8 protein-coding genes are annotated in these 15,214 nt (G+C 41.4%); all 8 read right to left on the minus strand.

The genetic code is table 11. The features are described from left to right. Nucleotides 1–50 precede the first annotated feature (50 nt). On the minus strand, nucleotides 51–3,215 hold the full coding sequence (locus DBR11_RS21540; protein ID WP_199233910.1) for a glycoside hydrolase family 2 TIM barrel-domain containing protein: 3,165 nt from the start codon (nucleotides 3,213–3,215) through the stop codon (nucleotides 51–53). Between the two features lie 349 nt (nucleotides 3,216–3,564). Continuing rightward, nucleotides 3,565–5,802 carry a family 20 glycosylhydrolase gene (locus DBR11_RS21545; protein ID WP_108554684.1) on the minus strand — a complete coding sequence of 746 codons (2,238 nt, stop codon included), beginning with the start codon at nucleotides 5,800–5,802 and terminating at the stop codon, nucleotides 3,565–3,567. 424 nt (nucleotides 5,803–6,226) lie between these two features. Next, entirely contained in the window at nucleotides 6,227–7,750 is a 1,524-nt protein-coding gene (locus DBR11_RS21550; protein WP_108554685.1) for a sulfatase, read from the minus strand. Between the two features lie 5 nt (nucleotides 7,751–7,755). Then, the gene (locus tag DBR11_RS21555) at nucleotides 7,756–8,160 is read right to left on the minus strand and encodes a BACON domain-containing protein (protein WP_108554686.1); all 405 of its coding nucleotides are present in this window, start codon (nucleotides 8,158–8,160) and stop codon (nucleotides 7,756–7,758) included. Continuing rightward, nucleotides 8,154–9,977, minus strand: coding sequence for a RagB/SusD family nutrient uptake outer membrane protein (locus DBR11_RS21560; protein ID WP_108554689.1), 1,824 nt, complete (start codon nucleotides 9,975–9,977; stop codon nucleotides 8,154–8,156). The genes DBR11_RS21555 and DBR11_RS21560 overlap by 7 nt, the downstream gene beginning before the upstream one ends. 12 nt (nucleotides 9,978–9,989) lie before the next feature. Then, nucleotides 9,990–13,475: a TonB-dependent receptor gene (locus DBR11_RS21565; RefSeq protein WP_199233911.1), complete on the minus strand. Its 3,486-nt coding sequence runs from the start codon at nucleotides 13,473–13,475 to the stop codon at nucleotides 9,990–9,992. 212 nt (nucleotides 13,476–13,687) lie between these two features. Next, nucleotides 13,688–14,815, minus strand: a complete 1,128-nt coding sequence (locus tag DBR11_RS21570) for a FecR family protein (RefSeq protein ID WP_108554688.1) — start codon at nucleotides 14,813–14,815, stop codon at nucleotides 13,688–13,690. 103 nt (nucleotides 14,816–14,918) lie between these two features. Beyond that, on the minus strand, nucleotides 14,919–15,214 hold a 296-nt coding region (locus tag DBR11_RS21575; protein WP_146186618.1), incomplete at its 5' end, for a sigma-70 family RNA polymerase sigma factor.

Raw genomic sequence — 15,214 nt, forward strand, 5'->3', positions numbered from 1 at the left:
CAATAAATCTTGATATAGAGATTTATTGATATGAATAATGCTGATTTTAGCTATATCGGTTTGATCCAATAACTATAATTATAATCTGCAAATGGAATTCTATATTCCTTCAGAGGCTGTGAACCCCAGCTGTCTATCCCCTGAACTCCAGATTGGTTTAGGTCTATGTGGAGATAAGCTTTATCTTTGATCACCAACTCTCCCGAATGGTATTGTTTTTTGTCTTGCTCAGGGTCTAAATCGTCAAGACTATAAGGCAATGCCGAAACACTCAACATATGATCCTCATGCAGGATTTGAATACCCCTTCCCCTGGCATTGGTTAAGCTCAGCCACCTAACGTCTGTTTTATTGCCGCTTTCCTGAGGGCGGGCATACGGGAAGTACTGGTCTTTGAGCTTTTGGTTATACACACCAATCAAAGAAGCACTTTTCCTGTCTGCATAGTTTTCCCACGGTCCTCTGCCATAAAAACTAATGTTGCTGTATTGTTTATCCAGTTCCAGATTTGTGCCTGCTCTTAATAAAAGTGGGTATTTTCCTTTAACGGCTTTAAAATACAAGTCCGTTTTTAATGTGCCATCTCCATAAACAGTGATCTGCTGCTGCTGAATCGCATCACCAGCCATAAGTTCCTTTCTAAAACTTACCGTATAACTTCCATCTTTATTTAAATCAGCCTGTGCAGACAACAACTTGCCTTCGCTATAAGCCGAACGCCATTTACGCAGATTTTTATTGAATCCGGCACCGATATCATTATCAGTAGGCGCGCGCCAGAAAGCAGGTTCCGGCCCATTTTGTAATAAGAGATCTCCTTTATAAACATAGTTTTTCAACAATCCGTTCGTGGCATCAAATTCAACCTGGAAGTTCTTCCCCTTAATGGTATAGGCCGATTCAGTCTGGTTAAGCTGTAACACACTTTTAGACGGTACAGAAACTAAAGAGGAAGATTCGGCTGTTTGAAGTGCGAACTGATCATAGGCTATTTCATATCCTTTTTCCAGAAATGGTTCTGCTTGTTTAAGTACGTAATGTACGTTCAGGAAATACTCTTTACCTGCCTGTTTCTTTGTTTTAACAGGAAGAGAGAATGTAATACTTTGACGAGGTGCAATATCTAAGTTGGAAATACTTCCCTTTTCTGTTATCCGGCCATTTTCAGTGACTTCCCAATTGAGCTGGACATTACTGATGTTCCTAAAAAAATAGCTGTTGTTGATGCTGATCTTGTCTTCGCCTAAATATTTAGTTTTGATGAACTGGTGAGATTTTTTCACCTGTACAGCCATTGGGGTCAGTTCACGGTGCGCTGTTACGACACCCTTTACACAAAAATTGTTATCACTGAAATTCTGATCTACCGGCCCCTCAAGAGGAAAGTCTCCTCCATAAGCCAATATCCTTTTGCCATTTTTCACCGTATCAATGCCCTGGTCTATCCACTCCCAAATAAAGCCTCCCTGAAGTTTAGGGTGATTTTCAATTGCTTCCCAGTATTCATCATAATTCCCCAGACTATTTCCCATAATATGCGCAAATTCACTCATGATCAAGGGCCGGGTTTCTTTACTGTCTGAATAATGAACTAACCATTGCGGATCGGGATATTGGGGAACAATCATGTCTGTATTAAAGTCTTCCTCTGCACGTTCGTACTGTACCGGTCGCGTCACATCGGTCTTTTTGAGCCATTCGTAAGCCTCATACATATTGATTCCATTTCCGGCTTCATTTCCTAAAGACCAGGTTACGACAGAAGGATTGTTTTTATCCCGCTGGTACATGCGGGTAATCCGTTCAAAATGGGCATTGCGCCACTGCTTATCGTTTGCAAAAGTATAAGCAAGGTCATAACCCCTTCCATGAGATTCTATATTGGCCTCGTCTATCACATACAATCCATATTCATTACAAAGCTCCATCCAGTAAGGATCTGGCGGATAGTGCGAATGTCTGACTGCATTTACATTGAGCTTTTTCATCATTTCCATATCCTTACGCATATCCGCATGGGTAAGAGTATGTCCTTGTGTGGCGTTGTGCTCATGTCTGTTTACCCCTTTTAGAAAGATGCGTTTACCGTTGACTAAAAAGTCACTTCCTTTAATTTCAATGCTTCTAAAGCCTACTTTCTGCGGAACGACTTCCAGCACCTCATTCTTATTGTTTTTCAAGATGATATACAACGTATACAGATAAGGAATCTCTGCAGACCACGCCTTTATACTAGGTATATCTTTCTTAAAACGGAGTTCGGCATGGTAATTCCCCAGCACTTCTTTTGCCGGTGAGGCATCTTTCCAAAGTACCGAACCATTGGCGTCCGCCAATTCAAGTTCAACAGAAAAAACATCTGCTTTGCTATGATTGGTATTTTGATCCATCCTGTAATTGTTTACCTTTAATTCAACATCCAGCAGACCATTTGTATAACTTGGATCAAGAGTAGAGTTAACTCTAAAATCATTCACATCCAGTTTAGGTGTGGAATAGAGATATACATCCCTTTCTATTCCTGAAATCCGCCACATATCCTGGCACTCCAGGTAGCTGCCATCGCTCCAGCGATAAACCTCCAGAGCTACAAGGTTTTCTCCAGGTTTCACATATTTGGTAATGTCAAATTCCGCAGCGAGTTTGCTATCCTCACTATAGCCTACTTTCTTGCCATTAACCCAGATATAAAAAGCAGATTTAACTGCACCAAGGTGGATGAATATCTGGCGGCCATCCCAGTTTGAAGGAATCGTAATTTTTTTACGATAGGATCCTACCGGGTTGTTATTTTCCGGAATATCAAAGGGTGGATTTAACCGTGCCCCTCTTTTTCTTTGACCCGTAAATTCATAGGGCTGGTTCACATAAATCGGCAGACCATAGCCATTGGTTTCCCAATTGGCGGGTACTTTGAAATCTTTCCAGCCGGCGTCATTATAATCTGTTTTATAAAAATCAAGCGGGCGTTTGGAAGGGTCTTGTACCCAATTGAATTTCCAGGATCCATTTAAAGACATAAAGTAAGCAGACTTTTCTTTTTCCTTTTTCTCCGCGAGCGCCTTGTTCTCATAGGCATAAGCCTCCGCCCGCATCGGCATACGGTTTACGGATACCACTTCTGGAGTCTGAAGTTCGGATGGCAGATTCTGAGCCCTGAGGATTGCTGGCCCCAGCATCAAAACCATCAAACTTAAAAATTTTGACTTGTTCATGTAATCGTTCTTGTTTGGTTTAAGACATACTTGTGCATGAATTTTTCATGCATTCAGGTTTCATTTACCTTAAATTAAAGAAGAATATTCAAGTCATTGTATTTTTAACCCTGACAAATCCACACAAACGTTTGATATTGGAGCAATTCCATAACCTCTGCCTACCCAACCTGAACCACTGCACCATGCCCGGTCACTCACCCTCCCTCTGCAATTTGCAAAGGAAATTCTCGTACGCTGCAGAAAGACCTCAGAGATCTGCGGGCTCCTTCAGTCCGCCTGATATCGTTAGTCTTGAAGCAGCAGTACAGAATTTTCCAAAAAGTTCACCTCCCTACTATTAACGTTCTTAATATACAATCACTTCATCCACAAACAGGTACCCCTTTTGCTTATCCTGCGCCACTATTCGCACATATCTGGCCTTCTTACCTTTAAGATCAAATTTAAAATCTTTAGTCAGTAACTGGCTTTCTGTATCTGGTATATCATTATTCAATAAGACAACTTCTTTAAAATCTGTTCCATTGTCCGAAATCAATACTTTAACATACGATGGCAAATAAATTCCCTGAGAGATCAGCTGCATAAAACCAATACTCAAAGAATTTAAATCAACAGATGCCTCCATATCTATGGTGACATCCAGATCATTGGTTTCAATACCCTGCCATATACCATCGCCGTAACTGATCCCACCTCTGTACCCATCTGTTAAAGTACTTTCCTTTTTTGCCTGGTAATTTTTGCTAAAGGGCAGATTATAGATCACTTTTCTCCCAATAGCTTTATGAAAATCAATAGGTAGTGTTATTGGCTTACCTTTTAAATCTCTTTTAGCAAAAACAGCTGCAGTAACCACTTGAGAGCCTCTAACTTCAAATGGCCCCTGATAAAGCTTAGAATTGGCGGTCGGCAAACTTCCATCTGTTGTATAGTAAATTGTGGCATTGCTTTGTTGAGACAGGATGCTCACCACCGCTTTATTCTCTTGGTATATAAACTCCGGAACTATCGTGACCTGATAGCTCGGCCTGGCATAATTCACATTTAAGCGCTGTAAATAACCATACTGACTTTGCATACGGCGCTGAAAATCATTCCAGTTTCTATTTTGCTTACTGCTCCAGGTAACTTCTGCCAGGGCTATAGCCCTTGGATACTCCATATATTCAACATGTTCGGAAGTTGTAATATATTCTGTCCAGAGATTTGCCTGTGCGCCCAATACAAATTTTCCTTGTTCAGGAGTCAGCTCCGCAGGTATTGGTTCATAACTATACACTTTTTCTACAGGAACAAAACCGCCTATAGCTTCCGGCTCTGTTTTCGGATCGGCCTGGTAATAATCAAAATAAACGAATGCCGCAGGGGTCATTACCACATCATGTCCCATCTTTGCTGCGTCTATTCCTCCTTGTACGCCCCGCCAGCTCATTACTGTAGCTTCAGGAGCCAATCCACCTTGTAAAATCTCATCCCAGCCAATTATCTTTCGTCCTTTGCTTACAATAAACTTTTCTATTCGTTTCACAAAATAACTTTGCAACTGCTCCACATCAGTAAATCCTTCTTTTTTCATGAGGGCAAGACAGAGTGGATCTGTTTTCCAGGCTGCTTTACCCGCTTCATCTCCGCCTATGTGGATATATTTTGAGGGAAAGATACCCATTACCTCGGTAAGCACATTTTGTAAAAAAGTGTATACCTCGGGTTTTGCAACATTGTAATCGCTTTCTTTATTATTTTCCTTACCGGAGCAAGATAACTCCGGATAGGCAGACAATACCTCATAGGAATGACCAGGCGTTTCAATTTCAGGTATTACAGTAACACCTCGTCTGGCCGCATATTGTACAACTTCCCTTGCCTCTTCTTGCGTGTAGAATCCGCCATAGGCATTTGGGTTACCGGCTTCACTGAATTTTTCGCCCTGTGCTCTCCAATCCTTCCAGTTTTTACCCTCCCGCCACGCTGCATTTTGAGTTAAACGAGGATAAGCTTTGATCTCTAGACGCCACCCGGAATCATCGGTTAAATGCCAGTGAAAAGTGTTGAGTTTATATCTGGCCATGAGGTCGATATATCTTTTCACAAAAGCGAGCGGATAAAAGTTTCGGGAAACATCTAAATGTAAGCCCCTGTATTTAAAACGAGGTTTATCGTAAACCTGGCCACATGGAATTTTGTGGTCAGCCGTGATTAACTGTAGTAAAGACTGTGTGGCATAAAATGCGCCTTTTGGTTTCGCCGCTTTTATGGATACCTCCTTGGTCGCTATATTGAGAATATACCCCTCCTCTCCCAAACTATCGGTGGGCTTAGCTGCAACAAACCGAATGGCTAAAGCAGGCTTAACAGAACTTGCAATGATCTTTCTGTTCGGAAGAGAAGCTTGTTCAGCAAATAATTCTGCTACATCTTTGAATTCAGGTATACTCTGAATTTTTGTACTTTCAGTAATGGAGAAATACCCGGTTTCATTCTTGACACGTAATGGCGCAGGAATGATGTTAATCTGGGCAGATGCCCCGGCAGAAATCAACAATAATAAGACAACGAGTTTAAACGGCTTAGTTTTTAACATAAGTTTTAGGAGGAGAGATAAAATTAAAATTCTTATAATCGTTACGCAACAAACATGTACTACATAACAATTATAAGGATTTTTACTCATACGGCACTCTTCCTTTTTTGACTATAAATGAAAAGAAATTACCGCATAATGTTGTACTTAAAAAAACTTTTTACTGAGGTGAATCGTATCTGGTGCATATTTAATTGAGGTCTTGTTGGGATAAAGGTATCTCTATCCCAACAAGACCCCACCAAGACCTCAAGCAAATATGCAGAAGCCCAGTTGGAGACAGGTCGATATGCCAACTTCTCCCCCCCCTCTGCAGTTTGCTAAGGAAAATTCTTGTACGCTGTGGAAAGACCTGAGAGATCTGCAGGCCCCCCTTGGCCTGCCTGATATCATCAGTCTTGGAACAGTTGTGCAGAATTTTCCTCTAAATTCCCTTCTCTACTATCTCTTTTGCATCCTGATCATCATACTGTGCAATTTGTTTGTTGAGTTCCTTTTTCATCTGATCAGTAATCTTTTGGTAGTTCTTTTCCCCATATATATTATGGATCTCATTCGGATCTTTCATCAAATCATAAAGCTCCCATGACTCCACTCTTTTGTAGAAACGGATGAGTTTATACCTTTTATTTCTGATACCAAAATGAGGAGAAACCGAATGTTCCCCATTTTCATAATAGTGGTAATACAGGTATTCACGGCCTTTAATTTTTTTATCCTTCAATATGGGCAGCATGGATTTACCTTGCATATCTCCTGGGATAGCAACTCCCGCAGCATCCAGAATGGTAGGTGCTATGTCTAAGTTCATCACAAAATTATTGGATACGGTACCTGGCTTTATAACCCCTGGATAACGCATCACCATTGGGGTCCGAAAAGATTCTTCATAAATAAACCGTTTATCAAACCAGCCATGTTCGCCCAGGTAAAAGCCCTGATCAGATAGGTAAATGACGATGGTATTTTTGGCCAGATGATGTTTATCCAGGTAATCCAGAGTTCTCGCGATGTTCCTGTCCAGGGAGGCAGCGGTACTTAAATAATCTCGCATGTAATGCTGATACTTCCATTCTGTAAGGGCTTTACCAGAAAGGTTCCTGGCTTTTAAATCGGCCTCTATAGGCAGGTAATATTGATTGAATTTAGCTCTTTGCGCTGCATTCATTCTTTTGATATTACCATCCTTGTCTGCTGCACCTTCTGAACCAAACATTTTCAGGTCATAACCCATGATCATGGTTTTGGCAATGTTCATGTCTTGTACTTTAGCCGCTTCCCTACCTTGGTAATCGTCATAAAAATTATGTGGTAACGGAAAAGTCGTTTTGTCAAACATTCCCATATCCGCTGTATCCGGTAACCAAACACGGTGAGTTGCTTTATGTCCGATTACCAGACAAAAAGGTTTAGATGGGTCCCGTTTGTCCAGCCAGTCTTCAGCGGCATCTTCAATTACATTGGAAACATACCCGTCAACTGTTTTCCGGCTTCCATCCTGCATAATAAAATCAGGATTGTAATACTGTCCTTGATTGGGCAGCACCTGCCAGTAACTAAAGCCCTGGGGCTCACTTTCCAAATGCCACTTTCCAATCCAGGCGGTCTGGTATCCGACTTTTCCAAGTTGTTTGATAAAGGAATCCTGGCTGCCGTCAAAATGGGAGTTTTCATTATCTTTAAAGCCGTTTTTGTGGCTGTACTTTCCGGTAAGGATTACCGCCCGGCTAGGCCCGCAAATGGAATTGGTCACATAACCTTTGTCAAAACGAACACCCTCTTTGGCAATCCGGTCAATGCCGGGCGTTTGCATCAACTTACTTCCATATGCACTGATGGCCTGGTAAGCATGGTCATCGGAGATGATAATGATCACGTTGGGCTTTTCTTGCTGGGCATAGGTTTCAAATCCGCAGAAAAGCAATAATAATGCAAATAATTTCTTCATCTGTTTTAGTTATCCTGGTTTATAGTAAGGGTTATTGCCGGAAGATTGAAAGTCGGGTTCACCTGTAAATTTATACTTCTTTTGGCTCCTGAAGTATTGGCTTTTAAAGTTACGGGTAATTTAAAATTCCCGGAACCATAGGTCCGGTTAACGGTTGCCCAACTGGCAGACAGATTACTGACCCACCAGCCATCTGTGTTGGTACTGATTAAAACGTTAACTGTTCCTCCTGAAGCGGGGACCGCTGAATTGCTTTCCAATACGGCTGAAAAGGCTGATGCTTCTGGTTTAGCGGGCAGGTCTTGTTTTTTACAGGAAATCAAGACCAAAAAACAGAACATGAATGACAACAGCCGTAAGATATTTTGATTGATACGCATTTCTTTATACAATTTAGTTTGTTTTACCATCCTGGATTTTGGCTCCAGTTTCCACCTGTCAGTTGAAGCATTCTTTGTTTAATGGGTAATAGATAATCTCTCCCAAGGTTAAAACCATAGCCATTTGGCAATACGTTCTTATAGGGATCAATATACCGCAGGGCATCACCCGAGGCTCCGGTGAGGTATAGATTTACTGATTTTCCGGAAGGGGCTGTATCATAATACAATAAAGAGGATCCATAGAAACCGGTACTTGTGTTTTGACTTGGCATATCACTGCCAACAAACAATACTCCCAAAGGCCGTTTTCCAGCCAGCAAGACATCGGCTGCAGCCCAACGCAAAATGTCGTCCAACCGCATCCCTTCTGCAGCAAGTTCCACTCTTCTTTCTCTTCTCACACATTGAATAACCGGGCTTAAAGCATAAAATGGATAAGATGGATCTGTATTGTATTCTTTGTTTACATCAACTGAGGGCATACCCGCTCTTAATCTGAGGGGATTTAAAGCATTGGCAACAGTCACAGGGTCTCCTCCAAGTTCCGCCAAAGCCTCCGCATAATTTAACAATACTTCGGCGTATCTAAACGCAATTCCAGGGGCCATACTTTTAAAATCATCGGAAACAGCAGACGCGCTGTTGTATTCCAGGAATTTATACAAGGGAAAACCTGTAGTACTCCTGTTGAACCCGGTTTGGTTAATGGGTGGGTAAGCCGGTACATTGACCCCTGGTTTTAAAGGTTGCCCTGGCATAGCAATGGTTTGGCCTAAACGTGGATCTCTGAGTTCGGGGCTAAGTTCTCTGCCATACACTGCCTGGGCCTGCTTCCGTTCATTACCGATGAACGGGCGGCCGTCCCTGGTCAGATAGTCATCCACCAAAGATAAAGTGAGCCCCATGTCTGCGCCATCGGTTGAAGTATATTTGCTAATGCTATGCCCTATATTGTCGTTGGTATTGTATTTTTTCCACAACAAAACTTCAGAATTGGCAGAAAGATCTGTGGTGATAAACAAGTTCCCGTAGTCTTTTAAGGGTTTTCCTGTTGAATATACCGACCAGCGGGAACTGTTGATTACAGTTGCTGCAGCATCTCTTGCCTTTTCATAATAAGTCTTTATTTTATCGTCTGTAATGTCCTTTGTAAAAAAGGCATCATTCTTTGCCTTATGGTACTTTTCCCAGGATCCTTCATACAAGGCAACCCGGGATTTGAAGGCCAGGGCAACATCTTTATGAACCCTCATGGAAGCACTGTTGGAAGCAACGGGCAGAAGGTCTATGGCTTTGTCCAGGTCGGCGAGGATAGAGTCTACAACCAAAGTTCTGGAGTCTCGTTTTACGGCCATAACTTCCTGATCAGCGGGCAGCACTTTATTTACCCAGGTAACGCCTCCATATTTTCTGACCATGTTAAAATAAACATAAGCCCGGAAAAAACGGGCTTCCCCGACATATTTATTGATCTCTGAAGCCTGTCCTGTTGCATGCCTGTAATTTTCGAAAAAATAGTTAATCGATCTTATTGTTCTGTACTCACTAATTGAGGTAGTATCACTTAGAGAAGATAAGCCACTGATCCGGGCATTCACAGAGGAAAAGATCATGTTATCTGTTCCTGCATCGTTAAAGGCGATTCCGTTCCCCCCTACTACTGTGGGCTGGCCTGGAAATGTATTCTGATAAAATTGGTTCAGGTACATCTTCAATTCATTTGTTGAAGAAAGACTGTTGGTTGTACTCAGGGAATCCAGGGGTTGAAGGTCCAGGAAGTTCTTTTTACAAGCCGATAACCCAAGAGCTATACCTATAAGGGTAAATATTTTTATAGTATTCATTTTCATCATCATTTAAAATCCAACATTAACTCCAATAGAATAAACTTTACTTAACGGATAGATTTTCCCCGGATCTACACCTCCGGTAATCGTCTCAGGATCCAGCATTTTCGCGAGCTTTGTCACGGTAAACAGGTTTTCACCAGTAACGAAAATATTCACTTTGGAAAGCCTGATCTTTTTAATCAAAGAGGATGGCAAGGCATAACTTATCGTTGCATTTTTAAGCCTCAGATAAGCTGCATTCTGCAAATACTGGTCTGAAACCTGCTGTGTTTTATTGATATAAGTACTGATTGATCCTGCGGGAGCTGCATAAGGGTTCGGATAATAGGCTCCTGGATTCTGGGGCGTCCAATAATCCAAATGCTGGTTAAATACAGTAACCTGAGCCAATGCACCTGCACCCCAAAAATAGACGTCACCTGGCTTAGGGGCATAATCCATTTTTCCTATGCCCTGGAAAAGAAGCGATACGGAGAAACCTTTCCATTCTACTGCACCATTAAAGGAATAGGCGTATCTAGGAGTGGAGTTCCCTATAATACTTAAATCGCCCATATTGCCAAGCACGTTATTTCCAATATCGATCTTGTTGTCTCCATTTAAATCTCTATAACTCACATCTCCAGGTACCCAGGCTAAAGAGGAAAGATAAGAATGGTTCATTTTATTAAATGCCGTTGCCTGATCTGCATTTTGAATCAATCCAGAGGTACGATATCCCCAAATTTCTCCAACATTTTTGCCTTCATACCAGGTATTTGATGGATTGCTGTTTGTTGGATTTTGATATTTAGTTACCACCGATTTATTATCAGACAACATGGCTCCTATTGAATAGCGGATTCCATTTTCCAGCTGATCCCTCCAGCTTAAAGACAACTCCCATCCATTGGTCCTTAAATTTGCGTTATTGCTTAACGGTGGTGTACCTCCATACATGTCGGCTATATCAAGTGAGGGGCCTAACATATCGCGGGTACTTCTTTGAAAAACATCAATGCTTCCCGTTAGATGACTTTTTAAAACCTCAAAATCCAAACCAATGTTTGCCGTCTGGACTTTTTCCCAGGTAACCCCAGGGTTGAAGGGCGCCGGCGCAGCAATATATCCCTCTCTTCCGTTTTGAAAATACCATTGACCTCCTGCACCCGAAGGGCCTGGAACGGTAATATTCATAGTTTGGGCATAAGAATATAGTCCGGCACCAGATTGATTGCCCAAAAGCCCATAGGATCCTCTGAGCTTCAATAAGCTGATCTGATCTTTTAAGCCCTCCATAAATTCTTCTCCGGCAAGGTTATACCCTAAAGACACAGATGGAAAAAAGCCCCAGCGGCTGTCTGCTGCAAAACGTGAAGAACCATCATACCGACCGTTTACCTCTACCAAGTATTTATTTTTGTAGTTATAGTTTAGTCGGCCAAAAAAACCTCTGGTGCCCCAATGTGTTCTATTTTCGAGGGTAGTTTGACTACCGGTAGCCAGAGAAAGTCCAGGCCTGGAAGCGCTGATCAGGTCTTGAACGGATGAGGAAAGTGCACTGTACTCATTAAGTTCCTGTTGAAAACCAAACATAGCATTAAAGGTATGGTCATTGTTTAAAACGTAGCTATACGAAGTATACACGTTTGGAGAAAAATAATTGGTTGCATTCATATTTCTCGTATAACCTCCAAGAATTGGAATATTGTACTCTGAACGGTTGACATATTTAGGTGTTCCATCAATACCGTAAATCAGTCCGGGCAATTTCAAAATATCCTCATTGGTATTGGTTCGCAAAAGGTTAAAATCCGCCATGATCTTCCAATTTTTTACGGGTTCCAGTTCCAGTCCTGGTAAGATGGCCAGTGTGTAACTTTTGGTCTCATCTTTTGAACCTGATTGCAGGTAAGGTACCATAGACATTTCAGAAAAGTTACCATTGAGGTCATAAGGCGAAACATTTGGACGCATCCTGGCCAGATTATGAAAAAACAGGGATTCGAATCCGGAAAATGGGGAGACATAATCAGACTGTGTAAATTTGGTATTTAGTTTCAACTTAATCCAGCTGTTGAGCTGGGAACTGATACTGGCATTCAGATTATAACGTTTATAGTCAATATCTGCATAGCGTAAACTGCCACCTTCTTTATAGTAAGCTCCTGATATAAAGTACTGGGTATTTTTGTTACCGCCACTCGCACTCAGATTATGCGATTGGCGCATGGCATAGGGTTTATAGTGAAAATCAAACCAATTGGTATTGGCTACACCATTTGCAGAGTTTTCCCAATTGGAATAGTAGTTATCTGTTACCTCGGGGAATATATTCATTCCTGCAGGGTTATTCACATATTGCTGGAGTAAGGCCAGTTTATCATCAGAATATTGTTTACTTCCGGTCGCATTGAATGTTGCTGCATTAAAATATTTGGCAAATTCATAAGAGTTTGCCATTTCGGGCAATTTAACCGGGGAGGTAAATCCTATATTGTTAGCATAGGATAAAGTGGTCTTGTCTGCTGTTCCTTTTTTTGTGGTGACCAGGATAACGCCATAAGGAGCTCTTGCACCATATATTGCCGAAGCTGCCGCATCTTTGAGTACGGAAATGGATTCGATATCATTTGGATTGACATCGGATAAGGACATTGCCAGCCCGTCTACAAGTACAAAGGGGCTATCTCCCCCACTCAGGTTTCCTGCTCCGCGTATGTTTAAATTGAAACTTTGCCCAGGCTTGGTATTCCCGCCAACAGATACATTTAAACCAGGTGCCACACCTTGTAAGCTTTGGGTGGCGTTTGTAACAGGTCTGTTCTGCAGATCTTCTCCCTTTACCACCGATACAGATCCGGTGAGGTTTATTTTCTTTTGGGTGCCATAGCCCACCACAATAACCTCATTTAATTGTCCGGATTCTGCAGCTAAACTGATGGTTAATGGCCCCTTTCCTGTAATCTTCACTTCTTTGCTCACATAGCCTACATAGGACACCAGCAAAATTGCACTTTCATCAATTCCAGTTAAGGTAAATTGCCCGTTGGGATCCGTAATTGTGCCTTTGGAACTCCCTTTAACTTTGATACTCGCTCCAGGGATCCCTTGTCCTGTTTCATCCAGCACTTTTCCTTTAATATCTACAGGAACGACCAAAACTGGAGCTATTTTGTCTGTACTGATCCTTCTGTCTTTCACTATTACGGCCTTGCCTTTGATATCATAAACAACTAAGGGTTGATTTTTAAAACTCAGTTCAAGTGCCTGTTCCAGACTTGCTTCTTTAACTTGTATCGAAACGGGTTTAGCATACTGCACTGCATCCGAGACAAAAACAAGATCATAACCGCTTTGCCTGCTAATTTCCTTTAATACCTTTTTAAGGGAAACATTTTTCTCGGTCATTGTAATTCTATTCTGGGCAAAGCCATTTGCCACTACCTGGAAAGTAAATGATAACAGCAGTATCACAGTGAGTTTCATGGTCAACAGAATTTTACGTTTCATACGGTGGTGACCGTAGAAATTAAGAGTTAAAATTTCATACATTTGGTTAGTTTGGGTTGATTTGGTTGGGACACAGCATGAACATGCCGCTACCCTTCCTGGTTAATGGATAATTTACTTCTCTCGATAGAAAAATGGATTGCCTGTAACCCAATATGGATCAGGGGTGGCTCAAACGCCTCTGATCTTTTTAATTACAGACCTTTGTAGCATTAAGGCATAACTGTAACCCTCCTTCCCTCTATTTTAAAGTTAAACTCGTCGGTTTCTTTCAGTATCATCAAAACATCATTCAGGTTTTTTGATTTCGATACCGATCCGCCTATATGCTTCTGACTCAAATTGCCCTGGTACACAACTTCTATGTCATACCAACGGGCAACTTTTCTCATAATAGAACGGATATCTTCATCCTGAAAAAGAAAGTATCCATTTTTCCAGGCAATAACTTCATCAAGATCCGCATTCACTACATTCAGGCCGTTCTTTTCATAAACAGATTGCTGTCCCGGCTTCAATAGCGCTGAGCTTTTAGACTCTGCTACATTTACCTTCACACTTCCTTCGAGTAAAGTGGTTTTTATGCTTTCCTCCTCCTCATAGGCGTTAATATTAAAATGGGTTCCTAATACACTTACTTCTTGTTTTTTCGTCAGAACTTTGAATGGCATGTTTTTATTCTTGGTGACCTCGAAATAGGCCTCACCAGAAAGTTCTACTTTTCTTTCCGAACCAGAGAAACTGGCCGGATAACGCAAAGAAGAGGCACAATTTAGCCATACTTTGGTCCCATCTGGTAACTGAATCTGATATTGCCCTCCTTTTGGCGTAGAGACCTTGTTTATTGCCTGACTGGTCTGATGGTTGTTTACAGCATAGACAATTTCTCCTTGTCTGGTTTTTGTAATGGTAACTCCTGATTGGTCTGCAATACGACCATCAGTGGTTTCGTCCAATACAATACTTCTGCCATCAGATAGGGTTAGAACAGCTTTATTTTGACCTGGCAGAATAGATTTTGTTTTGACCAGAAGTTTGGCTTTGGATATTTGTGATGTTGTTTTATACCTGTAAAAACCGATACCCAATACGATAAGCAGTACAGCAGCTGTAGCAAGAATCCGCCATAAAATATGCCTTGTTGGCTGATGGGGAGAAAGATGCTGATCATTTAGAAATTGCCATACTTCATCCAGTTGTTTTTCTTTTGCTTCCGCACTCACTTCAGGTCGTTCGGCCTGCTCATACTTTAGATACCAGCTTTCGAGTAAAGCCCTTTGTTCTTCGCTGCAATTTCCGGAAAGGTATTTTTTTAGTAGGTCCTGGACTTCTTCCTGCATGGTATTTCCCTTATATAAAAGCTAAGACAGCTAAGGGCTAGGCTTACAGGTAGATGGAAATTAAATAAACAGAATAAAAATCACAACAATCAGATTATCAGCATTATAAAAAATAAAAAAAAATCCCAAGTTTAACTTTAAGAATTTTCAGGGCGTTACTGATCTGCTTTGAGACCGTTTGAGGTGATAGATGAAGTTGTTCCGCTATTTCCTTGTGTGAAAGGTTTGAATTTCTGCTCAGAATGAATACTTCTCTCATTTTTGAAGGTAAATCGTCAATTTCCTTTTGTATGATCAAAGCAAATTCTCTTTCTCTTATCAACAGATCTGTTATGTAATTGTCTTCATTGATAAAATGCTGAAGGGACTGAACATACCTGGATTCCACTTGTTTATGAG

The organism is Pedobacter sp. HMWF019 (assembly GCF_003061025.1).
In the GTDB taxonomy this organism is placed as follows: domain Bacteria; phylum Bacteroidota; class Bacteroidia; order Sphingobacteriales; family Sphingobacteriaceae; genus Pedobacter.